At 38.9% G+C, this 23489-nt stretch carries 16 protein-coding genes; 1 reads left to right on the top strand and 15 read right to left on the bottom strand.

What is annotated here, in order from left to right:
* Positions 1-25: 25 nt before the first annotated feature.
* From BMX79_RS04710 to BMX79_RS04685, 6 genes are all read right to left on the bottom strand, one after another.
* On the bottom strand, positions 26-655 hold the full coding sequence (locus BMX79_RS04710; RefSeq protein ID WP_091479713.1) for a hypothetical protein: 630 nt from the start codon (positions 653-655) through the stop codon (positions 26-28).
* Positions 656-744: 89 nt separating this feature from the next.
* Positions 745-2034 (bottom strand): ABC transporter substrate-binding protein, encoded by a 1290-nt coding sequence (locus tag BMX79_RS04705; RefSeq protein ID WP_091479711.1) that lies wholly within the window; start codon positions 2032-2034, stop codon positions 745-747.
* Between the two features lie 21 nt (positions 2035-2055).
* The gene (locus BMX79_RS04700; protein ID WP_091479708.1) at positions 2056-2934 is read right to left on the bottom strand and encodes a carbohydrate ABC transporter permease; all 879 of its coding nucleotides are present in this window, start codon (positions 2932-2934) and stop codon (positions 2056-2058) included.
* A gap of 24 nt (positions 2935-2958) precedes the next feature.
* Entirely contained in the window at positions 2959-3846 is an 888-nt protein-coding gene (locus BMX79_RS04695; RefSeq protein WP_091479706.1) for a carbohydrate ABC transporter permease, read from the bottom strand.
* A 523-nt stretch (positions 3847-4369) separates the two neighbouring features.
* Positions 4370-6613 carry an alpha-galactosidase gene (locus tag BMX79_RS04690; RefSeq protein ID WP_091479704.1) on the bottom strand — a complete coding sequence of 748 codons (2244 nt, stop codon included), beginning with the start codon at positions 6611-6613 and terminating at the stop codon, positions 4370-4372.
* Positions 6582-7562, bottom strand: a complete 981-nt coding sequence (locus BMX79_RS04685; RefSeq protein ID WP_091479701.1) for an acetylxylan esterase — start codon at positions 7560-7562, stop codon at positions 6582-6584. Before BMX79_RS04685 ends, BMX79_RS04690 begins: the two co-directional genes overlap by 32 nt.
* 212 nt (positions 7563-7774) lie before the next feature.
* Here BMX79_RS04685 and BMX79_RS04680 point away from each other — a divergent pair, with 212 nt between their 5' ends.
* A complete protein-coding gene (locus BMX79_RS04680; protein ID WP_091479699.1) occupies positions 7775-8485 on the top strand; it encodes a GntR family transcriptional regulator in 711 nt (236 codons plus the stop codon).
* Between the two features lie 36 nt (positions 8486-8521).
* On the opposite strand, the gene BMX79_RS04675 is transcribed toward BMX79_RS04680, so the two are convergent.
* The 9 genes from BMX79_RS04675 to BMX79_RS04635 form a co-directional block, all read right to left on the bottom strand.
* Positions 8522-9757 (bottom strand): cellulase family glycosylhydrolase, encoded by a 1236-nt coding sequence (locus BMX79_RS04675; RefSeq protein ID WP_170230961.1) that lies wholly within the window; start codon positions 9755-9757, stop codon positions 8522-8524.
* 155 nt (positions 9758-9912) lie between these two features.
* Positions 9913-10290 carry a glycoside hydrolase family 5 protein gene (locus tag BMX79_RS04670; RefSeq protein ID WP_146881522.1) on the bottom strand — a complete coding sequence of 126 codons (378 nt, stop codon included), beginning with the start codon at positions 10288-10290 and terminating at the stop codon, positions 9913-9915.
* Positions 10291-10425: 135 nt separating this feature from the next.
* On the bottom strand, positions 10426-12051 hold the full coding sequence (locus BMX79_RS04665) for a cellulase family glycosylhydrolase (RefSeq protein WP_091479693.1): 1626 nt from the start codon (positions 12049-12051) through the stop codon (positions 10426-10428).
* Positions 12052-12354: 303 nt separating this feature from the next.
* Entirely contained in the window at positions 12355-14823 is a 2469-nt protein-coding gene (locus tag BMX79_RS04660; protein WP_091479691.1) for a beta-glucosidase family protein, read from the bottom strand.
* Positions 14824-14859: 36 nt separating this feature from the next.
* Positions 14860-16881 (bottom strand): beta-galactosidase, encoded by a 2022-nt coding sequence (locus tag BMX79_RS04655; protein WP_091479689.1) that lies wholly within the window; start codon positions 16879-16881, stop codon positions 14860-14862.
* Positions 16882-16898: 17 nt separating this feature from the next.
* Positions 16899-18413 carry a glycoside hydrolase family 43 protein gene (locus BMX79_RS04650; protein WP_091479687.1) on the bottom strand — a complete coding sequence of 505 codons (1515 nt, stop codon included), beginning with the start codon at positions 18411-18413 and terminating at the stop codon, positions 16899-16901.
* Positions 18414-18645: 232 nt separating this feature from the next.
* Positions 18646-20955 (bottom strand): alpha-xylosidase, encoded by a 2310-nt coding sequence (gene yicI / locus BMX79_RS04645; protein ID WP_091479685.1) that lies wholly within the window; start codon positions 20953-20955, stop codon positions 18646-18648.
* A gap of 10 nt (positions 20956-20965) precedes the next feature.
* The gene (locus BMX79_RS04640; RefSeq protein WP_091479682.1) at positions 20966-22435 is read right to left on the bottom strand and encodes a glycoside hydrolase family 1 protein; all 1470 of its coding nucleotides are present in this window, start codon (positions 22433-22435) and stop codon (positions 20966-20968) included.
* A complete protein-coding gene (locus BMX79_RS04635) occupies positions 22425-23342 on the bottom strand; it encodes an ROK family protein (protein ID WP_091479681.1) in 918 nt (305 codons plus the stop codon). The genes BMX79_RS04640 and BMX79_RS04635 overlap by 11 nt, the downstream gene beginning before the upstream one ends.
* Positions 23343-23489 lie beyond the last annotated feature (147 nt).

Raw genomic sequence — 23489 nt, 5'->3', positions numbered from 1 at the left:
AGTCCTCCAATTTAAAAATAATTTATTATCTTTTTGACATGACTCTATCTAAAATCTTCTTATGAATAAAAGCATTTATATACCCTAACACACCAGGAGCAAAGCCTATAAAGAAAATGTTGTTTCTAAGACTAAACCACAACATAACCGCATTACTTAGTAGTAATAAAACTGTCCAAAAAATAGATTTTCCGAAGAAATATATTATCAAAGCCTGAGTCCATTTTATAGAAGGATAAAGAGCACTAAATAATGGGAATGTAAATAGCATTGTTATTGTTATAACAATTAAAAACAAGGAAAGGTATTTAAATATATACCAGAAAAATCCTTCGAATTGGCTAGGTATAGGATAAACTACCATAAGTCCCATATATAAAATGAAGAAAAAGGTAAGCAATGAAAAAAGCCTATTCTTGTCTGTGTTATTATATTTATCTTTGTAATTTTTTGAGGTCTTTTTTCTATCTTTATTTAATATATCTATACTCACTTCTGATAACACTTTAGTTGATGAGAACAGAGTTGTAATCCCTATGCCTCTTAAAAAATATAGCCAAAAACAGAAGCTATTTTTAATTAGCTCATATATAAAATCTGCTAATATGAAAAGATTTATTGATAATTTATCTAACCGTGTTGTCTCTTGTCGCATTTTAATACTCCTCTAGATTTGAGTTAGAGAATTAAACAAAGGCTAATAACTTTGCTATCAGCCTTTGTCAATCTTTATACTGAAATATACTACTCTACATCAAAGTCAGATCTAATCTCATCTGCAAGTGTTTGAATTGGTTCCTCGACCGGTGTATTATTTAAGTTTAATGTTTCAACTACAGATGTTACTCTATTTTCAATTTCTGGAACATCTGGGTGATACGGTGTGTTAGGAACAATACTTCCATCTTCCAGTTGATTTACTAGAGATACCGCATTATCTGGAGCGCCTGCTAATGATAAGACATCGTCAGTCGCTCTGTTAACAACTGGCACAGCTGAAGTAATTTCTGCTTGAATATCCTGCCCGCCACCATAAGTTAAGAATTCTAATAACTCCCATGCTTCTTCAGGATAATCTGTATTTTCACTAATACTAATTGGTAAGAAAGCAGCAGGTGATAAGTTTCCTTGATCGCTTCCAGCAGGTAGAGGGACTACATCAAAATCAAAGTCAGCATTTGTTTCGTATTCTACCCAATCCCATGGTCCAGTCATTCTCATTGCAGCGACTCCAGATAGGAAGAGATTAGATAAACCCTCTTGCTGTGCGCCAGTAGGTTGAACGTTGTATTCATTTATTAAGGCTTGACTAAATTCGATTGCTTCAATAGTCACAGGATCATCTAAAGTGACTTCAGCTGTTTCTGGATCTAAAATATTTGTTCCGTATGCTGTCAATAACTCTTTTAGATAGAAGTTTTCAATACCGAATTGTGTTGTTCTGTCACCCTCAACAACTGTTAATTGCTGTGCAATCTCTAAGAATTCCTCCATAGTCCAATCATCTTCTGGATAATCAATCCCTGCTTCATCAAATAAATCTTTATTATAACCCATTTGAACTGTAGAACGGTCTCTAATCATTCCATACTGAGTGCCGTCAACTTGTCCTAATTCAATAACCCCTGGCTGTAACTCATCTAAATCTAAGTTATCTACCTGTTCTGATAAGTCCATTATTAGACCATTATTTACAAAAGTTGCAAAACCAGCTGGTTGTACCCATATTAAATCAGGCAAATTGCCCCCAGCCGCCATAGTAAGGACTCGTTCATTATACTCGCCGTAAGTTGCGGAAACTTGTTCTATAGTAATATGAGGATTTTCTTCAGTAAAAGCATCAAAAACTTCTTGTTCCGCTCTATTCCCCTCTGGATTATCATTCCACGTCATTACTCTTAAAGTAATTTCTTCTTCACTATTGGAATTACCTGTTTGATCCTCTGCTGAGGACTCTCCATTGTCGTTACATCCAACTAGAGTAACTGCTCCCATTAATACTAATGAATATAAAGCTTTTTTACTTAATCTCATTTTAAAACTCCTCCATTTAAATTATCCTTTATTTCCTTGTGTGGCAATACCTTCAACAAAGTGCTTTTGACCAGTGAAGAAAATAATTACTAATGGTATCAACATCAACGTGCTAGCTGCCATCATTGGACCCCAGTAAACTGTTAGAGCTCCTTGGAACTGCATTACACCTATAGCTAATGTATAATTTTCAACACTGTGTAAATATATAAGCGGATTCATAAAATCATTCCAGAATCCCATAAAGCTTAATAATGTAACTGTGATGATTGCTGCTCTTGACATTGGCAGTATTAACTTCCAATAAATTTGAAAAGTATTTGCTCCATCCAAATAAGCCGATTCCTCAACTTCTTTAGGTATGGTACGGAAAAACTGTCTCAATAAGAAAATATAGTAGGAATTCCCTAAGAATGCGGGAACTATAAGTGGAACTAATGAGTCAACAAAACCTAACCTTGACCATATGATATAAACAGGTATCATCGTAACCTGAGGTGGCAACATTAATGTTGACATAAGTAATGCAAACCATACTCCTCTTCCTGTTGCTTTAATTCTAGCAAACCCATAAGCAACTAATGAACTAGATAAGACTGTACCTAAAGTCCCTAATCCTGCTACAATTATAGAATTTTTATAAAATGTCGCAAAAGGCACAATTTGGAATACTTCTCCAAAGTTTTCCAAATCCCAAACTCTTGGTAATAATCGTGGCGGAAATGCCATCGCTTCATTCTCAGGCTTAAAGGCAGTAAACAGCATCCATAAAAAAGGGAATATAAACACTATCGATAGCGATATCAAAGCCAAGTATATTAAGATCCGCTTGACTTTAATTTCCTTTTCTATACTTTTATATTTCTTTTGGATAGATTTCTGTTCTCCCGTTAGTTCCATAATTTAATCTCCTCTCACTTATTATTAATCACCTGATTCGTAATATACTTTTTTACCTACTGAATTAAAAATGAATCCAGTCAATATAAGAACTAAAAAGAATAGTATCCAGGCCATTGCAGATCCATAACCTTGGTTAAAGTAACGGAAACCTTGTTGATACAGGTAGAATACGAAGAATAATGATTGGTAATTCGGTCCTCCTGATCCACTACTTACTACGTATGCTTGAGTAAAGACTTGCAATGCTCCTATTAATCCCATTATTAGTTGAAAAAATATAACTGGCGATGTCATTGGTACAGTAATGTTAAAGAATTTTCGCCATGTACTTGCACCATCCATATCTGCAGCTTCATATAGAGATTTTGGTACCTCTTGTAATCCGGCTAAGTATATTACCATTCCTCCTCCGATTCCCCATAAGCTCATAATTACTAATGTAGGCTTGACCATCTGTTCACTTAATAACCAAAGAGAGGTTGGAAGACCAAAGAAATCTAAAATAGCATTTGCAATCCCAAAGTTAGGTTGAAAAATTAACATCCACAACAGAGATGTTGCTACAGTAGGTACAATAGATGGTAAATAAAATATTGTTCTAAATACACCCATAAATTTTACCTTGGTATTTAATAAAACAGCTAATAAATAGCCGGTTACTAGACTTAATGGTACACTCAGAGCGGTATAAAAGAATGTATTTCCCAGCGATTTCCAAAACAAAGGATCCTGATTAAACATACGACTATAGTTATCAAGACCAACCCAATCTGGGGTACCGAATCCTGAGGAATTTGTAAAGGATAGATACAAAGAATATAGCATCGGACCTGCAGTTAAAAATAAAAACCCAAAAATCCAAGGAAAAACGAATAAATAAAACAACTTTGATCTCTTTTTACTTAGCATTAATTAACTCCTTTCTAACTCCTTTAACAATTGTAATTTGAAAGCGTTTTAAAGAAACTTTAAATAAAAATATTATTGTTCTCTTAGTATATGAGAATAAAATCTATATAGCTTTTGTAAGGAAACAGTAGTACGCAACTGTTTTCATTAGTTTATCCCCCATACCAGTACTATAAGTATCATTAATTTCGTAATCATATAAAAAAGATTACAATCACAAAAATCAAACGCTTTCTTATGAATTAATTATAAAGTATATACTTTTAATTGTAAATAGCATATTTTACTTTTTTTAAAGTGTTTGTTTGACCGCTTTTTAAAAGAATACAGGTTATTCAAATAGACTACAATGATACTTACCAAAGATTCTCCTTAATGTATAAAACAACAGAATAGTTCCTCCATTCTGCAAACTCACTTATAAATTATATAGAATCAGGATATACTCAAAAAGATAATGTCCATCATACAAAATAGCGTTGAGACATTCTAGTTCAAAGTGCCTCAACGCTTGATTAATTTATTATTCTTTTGCTTTTATTTTTATGATTTTACTATGGAAATCGGATTCGCCATTAATAGACCAGAAATCTTCTCTTGTTTTTTCGTTTTGACTAAAGAATAAACCGGCATGTTTTAAATCAGATCCGTATCTTTCTTCATCGTCAGGTTGTCTGACGTAAAGCGTGTCTTCGTCCAATCCATATAACTTAAGTCGCCTGTAAGCTGGGTTAGGTTTGGCTAAGGCACAATAATACCCTACTATGGCTTCTTTCTTATCTTCAGAAACCACCATCCATGCTGTCTCATTTCCTTCGAATGGGCTGAGTAAGCGATAGAATGTTCCAGAATGAATCAGTTTTCTATTCTCTTTGAAAAATGCAATATGGTCTTTCATTCTCTCACTATCTTCATCACTTAATTGTGTTACATCCAGTTCATAACCAAATGTCCCAAAGTAAGCCACAGCTGCACGCATCTCCATAGATGTCAAGCGTCCCACTTGGTGATTCGGTACAGCAGAGACATGACTGCCTATACTGGACAAAGGATAGACGAGTGAAGTCCCGTATTGTATTTTGAGTCTTTCAACAGCGTCTGTATCGTCACTTGTCCATGTTTGTGGAGCATAATACAGCATTCCCGGGTCAAATCGTGCTCCGCCTCCTGCGCATGATTCAATTAAAAGATGCGGGTATTTTTCAAGCAGTCGGTCATAAAGAGTGTACACACCTAAAATATAACGATGGTAAAGCTCTCCTTGACGGTCGCTTGGTAAAGCAGTAGAAAAGGCTTCTGAAATGTAACGGTTCATATCCCATTTAATGTAGTCAATTTTGCTTTCTTCCAAAATGGCATCCATTTGGTCAAAGATATTATCGACCACGTCTGGGTTAGAGAAATCTAAAACAAACTGGTTTCGTCCATGAGAAATATTTTTATCCGGTACACCTATAATCCAATCTGGGTGTTCTTCATAAAGGGGAGTATCCTTATTAACCATTTCAGGCTCAAACCATAACCCGAATTTTAATCCAAGTTCCTGTACTTTCTCGGATAAGCCTTTAATCCCATTAGGAAGTTTGGTTTTATCAACTGTCCAGTCGCCTAATGAACTGGAATCGTCGTCTCTTTTTCCAAACCAGCCATCATCTAACACAAATAGCTCAATGCCCAGGCCAGCTGCTTCTTTAGCAATTGTCAGTATTTTCTCTTCATTGAAGTCGAAATACGTGGCTTCCCAATTATTAATTAGTATCGGTCTGTTTTCTTCTTTCCAAGGGTCTCTGGCTAAACGTTTGCGGTATAACTGATGGAAAGTCTGACTCATCCCGTTTATCCCGTTATCAGAATAGACCATCACCGCTTCCGGCGTTTGGAATGATTCGTTCCCTTCTAATTTCCATCTAAACTGGTAAGGGTGTATCCCCATCGTCACTCTTGCCACATCATAGGTATCTACTTCTACTTGTCCTAAATGATTTCCGCTGTAGACTAAGCTGAAGCCATAGACTTCCCCATTCGTTTCTGTTGTCGTTGGTCTAGCCAAGGCAAAGAAAGGATTATGTGTATGGCTACTGGCTCCCCGTACTGTTCCAATGGACTGGACCCCTTTAAATAATGCTTTTCTTTCTACATGTCTTTCTCTGGCCCATGCGCCATATAAATGAATCATTTCGAAATCACTGTCAGGTAAATCGACACTTGTGCTCATCGCATTTTCCAAGAACAAGTCCTCTTCCCCTTCATTGATAAACCGACTGCTACGGGTAATGACAGCTTGATCTTTGAATACCGTATAGTACAAGTGCAAAGAAATAGCTGAATAACGGTCTTTTAATTTTACAATAAGCGTTTGGGCTTCATCTTTTCTTTCGGTATAAGTAGCTGGTAAACCGTCTAGAACGGGCTTCCCATTCAACACTTCATACTCTTTGTACTCAAAATGAGAGACCTTATCGCCTTCCGGGTAATGCAACTGAAAAGCGGGTTGTCTAAAGTCAGTCGTACCAAAGCCTGGATATTCCTGCTTAATGTGTTCAAGAGACGATGTTTGGCTCTTTTCATATAAGTTATTAGACGGACGCGCTTCTCTTTCGATGAGATAGCTTAAAGATGGCAAGTGATGTATTTTTTTACCAAAGTATAAATGTTCTAACTGGTTACTTTTTTCCATTACTCTAAAGACGTAACTGATTGAATCGTTGGTCAGATGAAATTCTAGTGCCTCTTTATTAATATGAATCAATGTGTTTCCATTCGTCATGAATAAAATACCCCCTGAGTTTGTCTGCTATTTTCGGATAATGTTCATGCCCGTACTCGGGCAGTATGAGTACTTTTTTTGCGCAGTCTAGTTTGTTGTATACCGCAAACTGAGTGATAGGAAAGCAGACAGCATCTGCCAAACCCGTAACCATGATAACGCTTGCTTTTATACGTGAAACAAAATGCTGAACATCTATGTACTCTAATGTTTGGAAAAAATAATCTTCTCTTTCATGTAAAGGGTCTCTAAATCGAAACCAGTAGTAGAGTTCTTCATAGGCTGAACTTTGGACATCCAGGGCATAAGCCATTCGGTAATCACTTAAAAAGGGATGATGAACCGCAACTTTTTTAATTCTTGGTTCTAGCGAGGCACACACGAGAGCCAATGCCCCTCCTTGTGATGAGCCCTGCACGGATATATCTTCTTCATCCACTTCATCTAAATCCATTAAAATACGAGAAGCCATCACGGTGTCCATAAAAACCTTTGTGTAATAGAGGTGATCTTTTCCTTCTTCCACTCCTCTAATAACAAACCCTTTTAAAGCACTTCCTTTGACCGACGTTTCCCTGTTTTCTGATAATCCACCCTGTCCACGGCAATCCATTGCCAACACCACATAGCCCTCTGCCACCCAGCCGATTTTATCACTATAATCTCCACTGTTGACATGATACCCATGAAATAGGAGCATGCCAGGGCGCTTGCCTGATGTGTGTTTAGGTTTCAGGAGCTGGCATGTTATTTTAGCCCCATCCACTCCGTCAAAGACTAATTGATAACAGGAAGCAATCCTTGAAGGAAAGTCTACCTTCTCAGCTGTATAGGTTAGGGGATAGTTCTCCAGATTCTCTATTTTCTCGTCCCAAAACGCATCAAAGTCTTCTGGTTTCATTCCGTAACCTTTATAAGAAAAATACTCTTTAAATTGTTTGCTCGTCATATTACCCTCCTCATTTTTGCATTTCGACATAAGTATATAGTATATTTTAAAAATTGTAAATATATACTTTTAATAAATTAAATATAATTTTAAGCTTTATTTTTTCTTGATATCCGTATATAATAAGAGGTGTCATTTTATTTTATTTATTGAGACTACCGATTCTACTGCCTATACATTTAAAAATCATGAACTATATAAAGGAGCCAGCCATGAAAAAGTATTTATTTATTTACGAAGACATGAAGAACCGCATTTTGAATGGAGAGTTTAAATCAGGTGAACAACTCCCATTTGAAAAAGAGCTTTGTGTGGAATACGAAACCAGTAAGATGACCATCAAAAAAGCGTTTGATTTACTTGTAGAAGATGGATTAATCATTAAAAAACGTGGTGTCGGTACTTTTATTAAAGATATTGACATGAAGGAAATCGAAAAACTGATTTTTGCCAAACAGTTTATGGGGTTAACGACATCAAATCCGGAAAAAAAAGTAACGAGTAAGGTTCTGCATTTTGATATCATTAAAGCCACACCTCTTATTGAAAAACAGCTGAATATTGCGCCTGAATCATTTGTCTACGATATCCATCGGATTCGCTACGCAGATGATCAGCCTATTGTGGTAGAAAAGACGTATATGCCTATTGATTTAGTTCCTGGCTTGACGGAAAAGCATTTGGAAAAATCATTGTATCAGTACATTGAAAATGAATTAGAGTGTAAAATTCAAAGCTCCCATCGAAAAATTACTGTCAGAAAAGCAGATGATGATGAAACAGAGTATTTAGACTTGGAAAAGGGAGATCCTGTGGCTGTTGCCGAACAAGTTGCTTATTTCGATAATGGAAAAGCGTTCGAATTCTCTTTTTCCGTACACCGTTATGATCATTTCAGTGCCCAACTGATCATCACTAAATAAAAGAATAGATAGGAGCCACTTCTGATGGAGTGGTTTTTATTTTCTTTCCTGTCTTCCTTGAACTATTTCGTATCCTATACCTATAGCTACCAGTAATACTCCAATAATCGCCAGGAGCCAAAGCGTCTTAGAACTGGACTGTTCCTTCGTTCCTCTTTTAAGAGCTCCTTGTGCGGCTTCATATTGATTCCCTTCTTCCTCTTGAGAACCGATTCCCTGTATTCTTCCTCCCTCAACGATGAGGCGATAGCCATACTCTTCCCCATTAAATAAAGTATAAATAAGCTCATATGTGCCTTCTTCCAATAATGCCGTGTAGTCTGATGAGAGCTGAATCTTTTCTTCGTCATATAAAGGGGTAAATTCAAAAGCATATTCGAGAAAATGCCACCAGTCGTGCGTTAAGACACTCGTTCCCTGTTCATCCCTAGACTGAACGTGGTCTATATGATGGCCATTGAAGTCAGTAGGGATTAAAAAGGGCCTGCCTGTTAGTCCTGATGCTTCTTTCAAGACAGGGTCCTCTACATAAATGACTTTCATTTCCCAATCTGCTCCATCAGAAAATTGGAGACGCAATGGCACTGTTTCTCCAATAGTTGGACGGCTTTTTTCTGTTTTTTTCTCAAACAGACTGCCTGTTAAACTGACTGTCTCATCTTTATAAGTATACTCCTCTTCCACTGTCAACTTTCTATCTTCTAAAAAAAGACTGCCTAGTTTTAAATCATTTAACAGTAAAGGGATAGTGATGGCTTCCCCCATTTCGTCTGTATGTATGTAATACGTATCTAAGCCTTTTGAGTAAGCTGAACGACTATCCATTGACTGTTCAATCATCTCTCCAAAACGAGGCGTGTTCCAGCTATAGTTGTGGCGGTTCAGATGCTGACCATTGTCCCAGAGCATGAGAGCCAGGCCTTTTTCCCGTGCATAATGATTGATAAACTCAATATATTTTAACGTTTCTCCTAACTGATTCGTTGTATCTGATTTGTCGTAACCTAAAAGACCGTACTCTCCTACGACCACCCCGATACCTCTTTCGGTAAAGGTCTGGGCGACTCGATCAAATACTTCCACTAAGCTGTTTCTAGGAGTAACGTCATCCCATAACACGCCATCGAAACGTGTTTTTCCTATATTCGTGCTGTATACCCATTCTTCGTAATAATGAACAGCCGCTATAATGTAGTCGTCTTCCCAAGCTGCTATCTGTTCGAATAAGGCATCCATTTTCTTTTGTTCCGTATCTGTATAAACAGTCGGCAAAATGAGCATTCATTCAGAATTGTGGCCGCCTGACTGCCGGATTGTCTGATAAGAAGCGTCATTTAAACGGGTGAGATATTCTATTTTATTCTCATCGCTTGTATGAAAGTCCGGTTCGTTTATAGCCTCAAATGACACCCTTTCGTCATACTTTTTTAAAACGCTCTGCTAGTTGTGTTCCATATAAAAATAAAAATCAGGTATTCTTCTGAGTGAGATTCTCTGTCCCAGTCAGCTAACCATGTCCAGGAATCATGATGTATATTAATCAAGACATATAAATCTTTCTCTAAGGCCCACTGAACCACCTCTTCATACCGATTAAGTAACTCTTCGTTTATTTTGGCCTGTTCCTCCAGACTCCCTATACGCTGATGTAAAGTCAGGGGAAGGCGAATACTGTCGAAACCCTTTTCCTTAACCGCCTGAATGAGCTCTTTCGTTACTTTGGGGTTTCCCCACGTTTCTTCTCCTCTGTCATGCCCCTCCTCAAAAGAATCAAAGGTATTTCCTAAATTCCAGCCGCTTCCCATGTCTTCTACATACTGATGAGAGACCGTTCTTTCTTGAGCTTCAGCGGTAGGAATAAAGGAGGAAGATATAAGCAAACAGATCAGTATAGTTTACATACCTCTCATCTTCCACATGATTAGCCTTCTTCCTTCACTCTATTTTCCTTTTATTTCTCCATTTTCCACATGTAGGTGGTAAAGGACACGCATCCCACTAAAGAAAGTCACGTGGATAGTATATTCTCCGTCTTGTAGCTGTGAAGTAAAGTCAGACAACAAATAGATACTATCTTCTCCTGGCATGAATTCCAGACTGTGTTGTAAATACTCGAGTTCTTTATTATTGGCGACACTGTCATTATTTGAATCCTTAACAATGAGGCTTTCTAGATGATTGCCGTTAAAGATTGTAGGAATCTGAACAGCTTCTCCGACTTTTCCTGCAGCTTCTTTCAATACAGGTTTATCTGTATAAATCAAATGGTGGTGCCAGTCCGCACCTCCTGAAAAGGTTAAGATCAGCGTAACGGTTAATCCTATTTCCCCATGAGTTTCTTCATAAAGCTGTTTAAAGAAAGATTCACTTAAATAAAGGATTTCTCCTTCCAATGTATACTCTTTTCCTTTTATCAACTCTCTTGAATGAGTCCTTACTTTTTCTAAGACATGGCCGTTCAGGACCAAAGGGATAGCCATTCCTTCTTCAGGTAGGGGTTCGGTCAAGTATTCAGTATCTAAACCTTTTGAATGGGCTGAACGTTCTTTCATCGAGCGCTCGATTAGTTCACCGAATCTTGGAAGATACCATTCATACTCATAACGATTTAAATGCTGACCGTTATCCCAAAGGATGAGACTCATTCCCTTTTTATTGGCATAATAGTTAATATATTCGAGATATTTTAACGTTTCACCGAACTGATTAGCTGATTCAGATTTATCATAGCCTAATAAACCATATTCACCGATAACCACTCCGATTCCTCTATCTATGAAGGTTTCAGTCACGCGGTCAAATACTTCTACAAGACTGGTTCTTGGGGTGACATCTTCCCATAAAGTCTGATCAAATCGTGTTTTTCCTATATTCGCGCTATATACCCAAACGCTATAGTAGTGAACCGTTGCGAGTATATAGGGATCATCAAATCCTACTATCTGTTCATATAGGGCATCCAGTTTATTCTGCGAATCATTCGTCAGGAGCGTCGGTAAAACCAACATCCGTGTGGCATTGTTTCCTCCCGATTGACGAACCATATGATAGAAGGTATCATTCAGCTTTTCTAAGTATTGAATCCCGACAGATTCTTCTACATTAAACTGCGGTTCGTTAACTGATTCAAACATCACTCTATCATCGTAGTCTTTGAACCGTTCAGATAGCTGTTCCCAAATACGGACATATTTTTTAAATCTGTCTGAATCCGTTTGTCCATTCCACTCTTTGAGCCATGTGACAGAATCATGGTGGATGTTAATCATCACGTAAAAGCCTTCTTCTAAAGACCCCTTCACTGCCTCTTCGTAACGATTTAAAAACGATTCATTGATTGTATAGTCATTTTCTGGCCCATCGATTCGCATGTGCAAGGTAAGAGGGAGTCGAATATTTTTGAATCCTTTTTTCTTAACCGTCTGAAGGAGCTCTTTAGTTACTCTGGGGTTTCCCCAGGAAAGTTCTTCTTTATGGAAACTATCGAACGAATTACCTAAATTCCATCCATGTCCCATCGCATCCACATAACGAAGGGAAAGTGATTTTTCTTTTAACTGAGTCATGCATACACCTTTCTTTCTTTTATAATTGAATACTTATTCATTTTTCTCTTATCGTTTTTAACCGTATGGATGTGGTAGGTGACAGGTACATATCCAACCGATCCCTATCCGGAATAGCCAAAACTAAAGATGTTTGAGCGCCTGCTTTATATGGCTCCACTGATAAGACATGCTTCAACTGGTCGTCTGCGTATAAGCGCAATTCTCCTGATTCATCTGCGCTATACTTTATCTCAATGTATGAGGAGGTTTGCTTTAAACGAACATTCTTAAAGGCAAGCCATCCATCGGATTCAATACAGACTACTTTTTCTTTAGCTGAATCACTAGTAATAAATGCACGAGCATAGTCATCGTATCTCTCAGCATGGACAGGCTCTTTAAAGTCACGTTCCAAGCGTCTGTCTCTATGGTGTTAAATGACAAACTGTGTTCAGTATCCGAAGAGAAGCCAATAGACAGTGTTCCTTTTGCCTTCGGAAAAACCCATTTGTTCCATGCCACGTCAAAATACCCCAGCTCACTTGTCTTCACTTTGAGGGTGACTTTCTTTTTCTCCCCCGGTTTCAAAGGAACTTTCAAGAAGGAAACAAGTTGTTTTTTAGGTAGTTTTATAGCCTGATCGGATGTTAACGTTGCATATACCTGCACTGTTTCAGTTACCACCTGATTGGCAGAGTTTTGAAGTTCAACCGTTACGGTTACTTCCTCGTTTTCTCTCCATGTATACTTATCCATAGAAAGAGAGAGAATGGACACTTTGCCATAGGTCAAACCATGACCAAACGGATAAATAAAGCTTTCATTTGAGTACAGATAGGTGCGATTTCCTTTTATACTATCGTAATCTCTTATAGGCGGAAGAGCCTTTTCTGTTTGTTTATACCAGGTTTGCGACAATTTGCCCGTAGGGGCTTCTTTTCCAAAGAGTATATCCGATAAACTGGTACCCAATTCTTGAGAACCATGAGTCGTAAATAAAATACCTGGTATATGCTGATTCAGCCAGTCTATTTCAAAAGGATAGCTCCCAACTATCACCACGACTACGTTTGGATTGACTGCGTATATGTCTTTCACTAGATCCAGTTGATGGGCGGGAAGAGTCATCCCTGGTCTATCCATCGTTTCTTTTCCGTTTAACATGGGATGGTTCCCTAGTATGACGACAGAAACATCCGCTTCTTTTGCTGCGGCTGCTGCTTCTTTAATCGCCTCTTTTTTGGTAACCAGCTCAATAGGTGTGCTCTCTTTTACGGCACCTATGAACCCGTCAGGAGTGATACCGATTGGGTGATTATCCCAGGTTTGCCAATCCTTTTTGTTTTCACTGATCCAGTTTTCTTTTACAAACCAGTCGTACACCTCTTTTTTATGTAGGCGAAAGGTATTCGTCTGATCATCATACTGAATGTATCGTCCCGTCTGTTTCTCTTTCAACAAATGGGATCCGAAATCCCAATCTTCAAAGACAAATTCGGCTGCCTCTTCTTCAGACGAAACCGCTACTAATGTATCATCTTTTACAGCTAGGTAGGCATTGTTTATTTTTATAGCAACGTCATCATGTGAAGGTGAAAAAATAATGGTGTTTTCAGGCAACTTGTCCATCAAAGCTTCTTTGATGGTTATTTCATGCGGAGGATACCCGCCATACCAGTCTCTAAACCACACATCGGCTAAAGGACCCGTCAGATGCACTTTCTGTTTTTCTGATAAAGGAAGACTGTTATGATTTTTAAGCAAAACAGCTTGCTCAGCCGTCACTTTTCTCACCAGTTCAGCGTGTTCTTCCCCAGCTAAAAGTGAATGACTCACTTCATCAAAAGGAATCGCGTCTTCAAAGTGACCTAAGCGTCCTCTGACAGTTAGAATGCGTTTGACTGCACGCGTGATATCCTCTTCTGTAATCAGACTTTTTTCTAATGCTTTTTTAGCTGCTGTTTCTACTTTTTCCTTGTCATCTACAAAACAGTCAATGCCTTTTTTCAATGCATCAGCTAACGCTTCTTCATAGGTATCATAGTAATGATAGGCTTCTACGTTTAATGTCAACGCTCCGCCATCACAGACTACAAACCCGTCCATATCCCATCTTTGTCTCACAACCTGTTCAATGTCTTCGTGCTGCATCGCCGGGACACCATTTATCCCATTGTAGGCCGTCATCATTGACTGAGCTTTAGCTTCTTTAAAAGCTGGCTCAAAAGCCTTTAAATAATACTCTTCCCTATTCCTCAAATCTATACTGTTCGATGAACTTTCTCTTTTCTCTTCGTTATTATTTCCATAAAAATGCTTCGGAGCGGCAGCCATCCGAAGCCAGGTCGGATCGTCTCCTTGCATGCCTTTAATCAATTCAGCACTCAATCTCCCGGTTAAATAAGGATCTTCACCGTATGCTTCATCGTTTCTTCCCCATCTCGGGTCTCTTTCCATATCAATGGTTGGTGCCCATAAGGTAAGCCAAGTGGTCTTATTCGATTGGAGGTACTTGATTCGTGCTTCATTTCCAATCGCTGTTCCGACTTCTTTTAGTAAGTCTGGATTCCATGTTTGGGATAAGCCTAAGGGTTGGGGGAAAGAGGTGGTGATTCCACCCTCTCGATCCACCACGCCATGTGCCCCTTCTCCACCCACTTTATACTCTCTAATTCCTAAGCGTTCGATGGCACTCTGAGAAGTAGAGAGCAGACTTATTTTTTCCTCGACGGTCATCTGAGCAATAAACTTGTTGACTTGTTCTTTAATAGCCGTTATATTTTTAGTCATCCTAGTTCCTCTTTTCAAGGTGTCTGAAATGAAAATTTATGGTGTTAAAATCTGGACATCAAATGATTGAAGCTCTATTGAACGCTGGGCTTTTTCTCCACTCAATAAATCTGTATACCCTTCGAATTCTGTTTCAATGGTATGTGTCTGATCGGAATGGTTCATAACGAAGAAAAACTCTTTCCCGTCTTTCACTCGACTGGCAATTTCCACTCCTTCAGGAAGAGGTCCGAAACCTTTAATGCCTTTTTGATCCAGCAACTGAGCAATGAGTTCGTTTAACATGTTCTGCTCTAACACAGCTCCCACATACCACGCTTCTCCCTCTCCTCGTTTGTTTTTGGTCACAACAGGCATCCCTTTATAAAAATCAGAACCATATTCAGCTATCACTTCTGCGCCTTCTGTATGCATCAGGTCACAGATCATCATGCATGTATAGTCATTCTTCTCAAATAAATCAGATTCCGTTTTGATGGAGTTATAACTGTTTGGAGCCAAAGCATCTATTTCCTCTACCCAAATACCAAGTGTTTCTCTTAGTGGGCCAGGGTAGCCTCCTAAATGGACATTATCGCTCTGATCTACAATTCCACTCATGTAAGTTGTCAAGAAAGTACCACCTTGTTTAACAAAAGCATCTATTTTTTCTGCGATGCCTTCTTTAACCATATACAAAACAGGAGCTAGAACAATATCATACTTTTCAAAATCAGAATCCATGTGAATCATGTCAATAGCGACTTGCTGGTTATAACAGGCATCATAGTAGCGCTGAATCTGATCCACATATCTTAAATCAACAGTTGGTCCGCTCGTGTATTCAAGGGCCCAGTAATTATCCCAGTCAAATAAGATACCGACTCTGGCTTTTGTTTCAGCTCCGATAAGGGTATCGCCTAACTGTTCCAACTCTTTTCCTAGTTCAGTGACTTCTCTAAAGACTCGCGTCTGTTCATGCCCTACGTGCTCTATCACTGCACCGTGAAATTTTTCAACAGCACCTTTTGTGCGTCTCATCTGGAAAAACTGAATCGTATCTGCTCCATGAGCAATGGTTTGATAACTTTGAGCTCTCATTTTACCCGGACGCTTAAGTGTATTGTACGGTTGCCAGTTCTGCTGGCTCGGAGTCTGCTCCATCAGCATAAAGCTTTGCCCGTCTTTCACTCCACGCATCAAGTCATTATTCATATTGGTCTGGCTTAGAGTCGTGTGCAAGCCTGGATAATTATCCCAAGAGGCAATATCCATTTCCTTTGCCCACTTGAAATAGTCTAAGGGTTTATAGGCTCCCATAAAGTTCGTTGTGACTGGTGTTTCTTTATCAAATTCACGGATCGCTTCTCTTTCCATGATGAAATTATTAAGCAAGCTTTCTGAATTGAACCGGCGATAATCAATAGACAAGCCGGCATAAGCGGCAGCTGTATCGCTGATGCCATCTCCTAAATAATTCGGTACAAAAATATCGTCAAAGCTATGAAGGGTATGGCTCCAGAAATGCATATTCCAAGCTTCGTTGACAGCATCAATGGTTTTGTATTTATCTTTTACCCATACACGAAAGGCTCTTTCACAATTTTCACAGTAACATTCTCCCCCGTACTCATTGGAGATATGCCAGACTTTCACATGCGGGTTATCTCCGTAACGTTCGGCGACTTTAGAAACTAAGCGCTTAGCAAATCGGTGAAAAGTGGGGCTGTTGGGGCAATGATTGTGTCGATGCCCAACGCGCTGTTTTCTTCCTTCAAAATCTACTCGCATAATATCCGGGTATTTTCGACATAACCAAGCTGGAATGGCTGCCGTTGACGTCCCAAGAACAATCTCATAATTTTCCTTGCTCAGCATGTTAATGATGTCATCTAGTTCTGAAAAGTTATACTCCTGTTCAGATGGCTGCAGTTTAGCCCACGAAAAGACATTTACAGTCGCTGAATTAATATGAGCTTTTTTGAAGAGTCTCATATCCTCATCCCAAATCTCTCTCGGCCATTGTTCTGGATTATAATCTCCACCGTATAGCATTTTGTCAAATAACTGTTTTGCCATTGTCTTCCTCCTATTTATTAAATTGAATACTTAAACCAGTCAAAAGATGCTTCATTTGTGCTTTCTTTCCCATTGCCTGTTGCGTATAAACCAAAGTACACACCAGTAAAGCCTCCTGCGACCTCTTTAGATAAAAAGCCGCATTCTCCTATACCTAATTCCGTCGTCTTACCTGAAGAATCTGTGACACTAAACGTATAAGTGGTTTCATCCGCTTTGACTTTCAGTGTTAATTCTTCATCCGTATAAGGGAGGCGTTTTTCAATTAAACAAAGCGAACCGACTGTTTTTCTAAATAGTACAGATTTCTGTCCTTTTTCTTTCATAAGTGCTACATCATAGTGATACTGTTCATTCGCATAGACAGTTAACCCCGCTTCTTCTCCTTCATCAGGATTAAAAGAGAGCAAAGTTGATACAGCACAGTCAAAATGCTCCTGACGTCTTCCTACAAATGTATGGGATTCTGGTTCAGAGAGCGTGGCAGCTGCTCCTTTCAAACTGAGCCATCCTTCGTTTTTTGTAAGGGAGTAATTGGATTTAATTGGATTTCTTCTATAATTCCATTTCATCCCTAAGCTATCTTTGTTAAAGTCATCTAGCTCCTCCCAATCTGTGGATTGAGGAGTGTCTAGATGCGGTGCTTCCATCTCTACTGTCACTTTTCCGTTATCTCCAAATATCGGCCACCCATCGTCTGTCCATTGAACAGGAGCCAGGAATGTTTCTCGTCCTAAATGATGTTTGGGGAAATAGCCAATGGGGCGATACGCCAAAAAGACTGCCCACCAGGAACCATCGGTAAACTGAATCAAATCCGAATGCCCCGTACCCTGAATCGGACTTTTCAGACTTCTATGCGAAAGGATAGGATTATCTTCATAACTTTCAAAAGGACCAAAGGGATATTCACTTCTTGCGGCAACAACCATATGCCCGTATTCTGTTCCTCCTTCTGAAATTAGTAAATAATAATACCCATCTATTTTGTACAGGTGCGGGCCTTCCGGTTCAGCCGCTCCTGTCCCTTCCCAAATAAGCTGTCGGTCAGATAATAGTTTTCCTGTCACAATATCTAAAGTCGCTTGATAAATACCATGTGGAGCTTGTACACCTTCTCTTGTCCCTGTTATGTATACGGTCCCATCGTCGTCAAAAAACAGGGAAGGATCGATACCCGGCCACTCATTTAACCATACCGGATCCGACCAAGGGCCTTCTGGTTTTTCCGCCCAGACGAAGAAGTTTCCTTTATGAGAAACATTCGTTGTAATCATATAAAAGCGTCCATTATGATAACGGATGGTTGGTGCAAAAACACCTCCTGAACTGCCTGTTTTTTCTAAAGGAAGCTGTTCTTTTGTGGTTAAACAGTGCCCTATTTGTTTCCAGTTTACTAAGTCTTTACTGTGAAAAATTGGCACTCCAGGAAAGTACTCAAATGTACTGGTGACCATATAGAAGTCATCTTCTACCCGACAAATACTAGGGTCCGGATAAAACCCGCTAATGATTGGATTGGTATAGTTCATTTATGTCCTGCCTCTCAACATTTAATATGGATAAGTCTATTATTTTAGAACTCTAATATTAGTTTTAACGACGTTAGGGCTAATAATTTTTTAACTAACACCTGTAAAATTTATTTTAGCGACGTTAAGCTAATTTATTTTCTTGCTAACACCTCTAAACAAAGGTTAAACCATGTTATGCATTAAAACCTAAAAAGGAGCAGAACAGTTGACCTGTTCTGCTCCACATTTTTTAGATAGAAACAGTTAACGAGTCACTCGTTGCTTTAATTAAAGTGCCTGTTTCAGTTACTGATTGTTCGCCATTTTCTACAGATTGAATGTCTTTAATGTTGCGTAAAAGAACTGATAATCCATTGATACCAGATGAGTCGACTGTTATTTTGTCACTTTGGCGGGATACTTTTACTGTTCCGACTGTTTGACCTTTTGTATCGACCATTGTTTCTTCTACAGTTTTACCGTCTTCTAATTCAAATACATGAACAGTCACGTCTTTAGCATAATCGTACTCAGCCTGATTATCGACGGCTCCTTCGATTATTAAACTGTTCGGACGAGCGAGTAATGGTAAGGACATGTAATCATGATTTTCCTGGTACCAGCGTCCGCCATCTAAGACTTCATTAGTTAGATAGTTTGTCCAGCGCCCTTCAGGGACGTAGAAAGACACATCTCCTTTGTCGTTGAATATAGGAGCAACTAACAAGCTGTCACCTAGCATATATTGTCTATCCAGCGTGTGTGTAGACAGGTCTTCTGGGAATTCCAATACCATAGAACGCATCATAGGAATACCTTTTGTCGCTTTCACTGCTTGATTCATCAAGTACGGCATTAATCTTAATTTCAGCTTTGTAAACTCACGAGTGACGTCAACCGCCTCATCGTCATAAATCCAAGGCACTTTATATTCTTTACTGCCGTGGTAACGACTATGGGAAGACAAGAGTCCAAATTGAGTCCAGCGTTTATATAGATCAGGGGTACAGCCTTCTTCAAAGCCACCGATATCATGACTCCAGTAGCCGAAACCACTCATTCCAAAGGATAAACCTGCTCTTAGAGACTCAGCCATTGAAGGGTAGTCAGATGTGCTGTCTCCTCCCCAGTGTACTGGGAATTTCTGTCCGCCAGCCGTAGCCGAACGTGCAAACAAGACGGCTTCATTTTTGCCTCGTTTTTCTTCAAGTAAATCAAAAACAATTTGATTGTACAGTTGAGCATAGTAGTTGTGCATACGATAAGGATCGGACCCGTCATGGTAGACGGCATCTGTTGGAATACGCTCACCAAAGTCTGTCTTGAATGAATCGACTCCCATGTCCATCAAGCGTGATAGATGACCTTGATACCACTCCACAGCTTCAGGGTTCGTAAAGTCAATAATGGCTACACCTGCTTGCCATTTATCCCATTGCCAAACGTCTCCATTCTCACGTTTGATAAAGTAGCCTTTCTCCATTCCTTCGTCAAAGAGCTTAGACTTTTGTCCAACATATGGATTAATCCAGACACAAATTTTCAAGCCTTTCTCTTTCAAACGTGCCAACATGTTTTCAGGATCAGGGAACGTGCGCTTATCCCATTCAAAGTTAACCCATTCGTATTCTTCCATCCATAAACAGTCAAAGTGGAAGACTTCTAATGGAATATCGCGTTCAATCATCCCGTCCACAAAGTGGTTCACTGTTGCTTCATCATAATCAGTTAAAAATGATGTACTCATCCATAAACCAAATGACCAGGCAGGTGGAAGGGAAGGCTTGCCTGTTAATGTCGTATAATTGTCTAAAACATCTTTCATCGTATCGCCCGCTACAATATAGTACTCCATCTCTTCCCCTGGAACACTAAACTGTACGCGTGATACTTTTTCACTACCAATTTCATAACTGACTTTCTTAGGAGAATTCACAAATACACCATAACCTCGGTTACTCATATAAAACGGAATGTTTTTATAAGCTTGTTCGGTTCCCGTTCCTCCATCTGCATTCCACATATCTACTGTCTGGCCATTTTTCACAAAGTTTGTAAAACGTTCTCCCAAACCATAAACCATTTCTCCGACATCAATAGATAGTTGCTCACTTATGTAAGCTTGATTAATTCTTGTATCTCTAATATAAGCTTGTCCACGCGGTTTACTTGAAGTGAGTACTTTTCCATCTTTTTCAAATCTAATTTCATAAGGAGCTGTTTTGCTTACGATAGCTTTTAAATCACCTGAATGAAAAACAGCTGTCTCTTCTTCATTCACTATAGATACCGAAGGATTGGCTTTATGCAATTCAAAATTCGGACCATGATTGATTTGTCCTTTGTGATGGTACAGCTTGACTCCAATGACATTTTCGTGAGGCGAAGACAATTCGACTGTCATCATCCCCCCATCTAAAGTTGCTCCTTTATCACCAATGTATCTGAAAGGCGCAAACAGGGTTAACTCGTTGGCTGTTTCTCGCGTTGCATACACATGAACAGGGTAATCAATTTCATACCCCTCTTTTACTAACCATCCACCATCTAAAAACTTCATTTTTCCACCTCTAATTTATATTTTTACCATTATTTTCAATTAGTTCTTTATACCAGTAGAAACTCTTCTTAGGAATACGTTTCATATCTTTTTCATCGGTCTCTGTTCGGTTCACATAAACAAATCCATACCGTTTTTTGTACCCATTTAGCCAGCTCAGCAAATCAGTAAATGACCACGCACAGTAACCTATCATGTCCACCCCATCAGAAATGGATTTTTTCATCTCACTAATGTGATTTTCCAAATATGCAATACGGTAATCATCATGGATTTCTTCCTCTTTTGTTAACTCATCCAAAGCACCTAAGCCATTTTCCGTAACAAAAAGGGGAAGATCATACCGTGCAAAAACTTGTCTTAATGCTACTCGGAAACCAACAGGATCAATTTCCCATCCCCAATCTGTTTTCTCTAAAGAAGGGTTCTCAGTAGACTGAAACATAGGAACTTCTGGACTCTGTGACTGCTCGTCTTTCGGTTGCATTAAATAAGGATCTGTTGAAGAAAACTGTTTGTTTGTTTCTTCATTTTCTGTTGGATTTTCTAATTTATTTTGCTTAACCGTTCCACCATGATAGTAATTGATTCCTAAAAAGTCTGGTTTAGCTGACTTCAAAAGTTCTTCATCTTCTGGAAGAACAGTAGGTGCAATACCCATACGTTTTAACCGCTTAAACGTAGTGACAGGATACTTGCCTTTACAATAGATATCTAACCACCAGGCATTATTAAAATCATGTGCATTTTCAGCAGCTAGCACATCTGAAGGGTCAGAAGTTAATGGATAAACGGGACCGTATCCAAAGCTTGGGCCGATTTTTCCTTCTGGAACCATTTCTTTGAACAGGTTTATAGCTTCAGCGTTAGCCAGGTTGATAATATGGTTGGCTTCAAATAATCGCTTCGTATCCGATACATTAGGCGGGTGAGATTCCCATCGGTAGCCCATGCTGGTAAAGACATTTTGTTCATTAAATGTCACCCAATACGTGACTTTCTTACCTAATCGCTCAAATAAAAGCTCACAATACTGTTTAAAAGCCTTGATGGTTTCTCTTGATTCCCAACCGTTATATTTTTCCTGTAGAGCCAGCGGGAGGTCCCAGTGATAGAGGGTTAAAACAGGTTCTACGCCGTTTTTAATTAACTCGTCGACTAAGTCTTCATAAAATTGAAGACCCGCCTCATTTACTACCCCTTCTCCTTCGGGTAGTATACGTGACCAGGATACTGAGAATCGGTACGCTTTGAGGCCCATATCAGCCATTAACTTGACATCTTCTTTATAGCGATGGTAGTGATCAATAGCCACATCCCCATTCGTTCCTTCAAAGGTTTTTCCTGGTATTTTAGTGAATTCATCCCATATAGAAGGGCCTTTCCCATCTGCATCAAATGCTCCTTCAATTTGATAGGCAGCTGATGCCGCTCCCCATAAGAAATCTTTTGGAAATGAATCTAAAGTCTCATGAAACATAATTTTCCCCTTTCACACTAGTTTGTTGATTCGTTTGAAGTAAAAATGATAAAGCTCCTATGGCTCCTGCGTCATTTTTAAAACGCGCAATCTCAATGTCTGCTCTGTAATCTTTCCAGTGAGGATTCTCTTCTAATTTTTCTCGAATCAATGGCAGCAAGCTCGGATTTGCACTAATGCCTCCTCCAATGACTATTTTTTCAGGATTAAAACCGGCAGCGATGTTGAAAATACCTGCTGATAAATAGGTTGCCCATTCATCCACTATCTGCCGTGTCTCTTCATCTCGATGCATTTCAGAAAAGATACTTTGCGGATCGACTAATGCACTTGGAAATAAAAACTTTTTCTCTTTATAGCGTTTAATGAGAGCAGCTGTGGAAGCTAGTTCATGCATGGTCTTAGTCGGATGGTTAAGGGCATCCAGACGTATCATGCCAAATTCACCGGCGGTATAGTGATTGCCATAAACAATTTTTCGGTCATATGCTACCGCTCCGCCTATCCCTGTTCCAATAGTCATCAAAACCACATCTTGATTTTCTTTCGCTGCTCCCATTGTCAATTCTGCCATTAACGCACATCTTGCGTCATTCTCAACGTGAATCGGACATGAAAAATGTTCAGCTAATAATTCTCTTAAGTTCTTATCGTATAAATGTAAAATAGCTCCACCTAAAATGGACTTTCCTGTTTCTTTCTCTACCGTTCCAGGCACACTTATTCCTATGCCTTTAATTCGGGTTCGTTCTTCATAATAGCGAACCTTCTTTACTAAAAAATCGATAAACTCTTCAGTTGAAGAATGAATAGTTGGGGATGATCCTCTGGAGAGGATGGTTCCGTCTTTATTTGTCAGAACATATTTTATAGACGTCCCCCCAATATCAAAACACACATAACTCATCTATATTCTGCTCCTTTATTGTCGACTAGAGATGCTTATATACATTATTAATACAGTTGCTTTTTACCTTAAAATCCAGAAAACAGTTTAATCACACCTAATTGTAAACCCTTTCCTAAATATGTCAATACCTTTAAATGATAAAGT

It is taken from the genome of Alkalibacterium pelagium (assembly GCF_900109325.1).
GTDB lineage: Bacteria > Bacillota > Bacilli > Lactobacillales > Carnobacteriaceae_A > Alkalibacterium > Alkalibacterium pelagium.
Note: the sequence above shows the minus strand (reverse complement) of the source record. Positions and strands in the feature narration are given on the sequence as shown.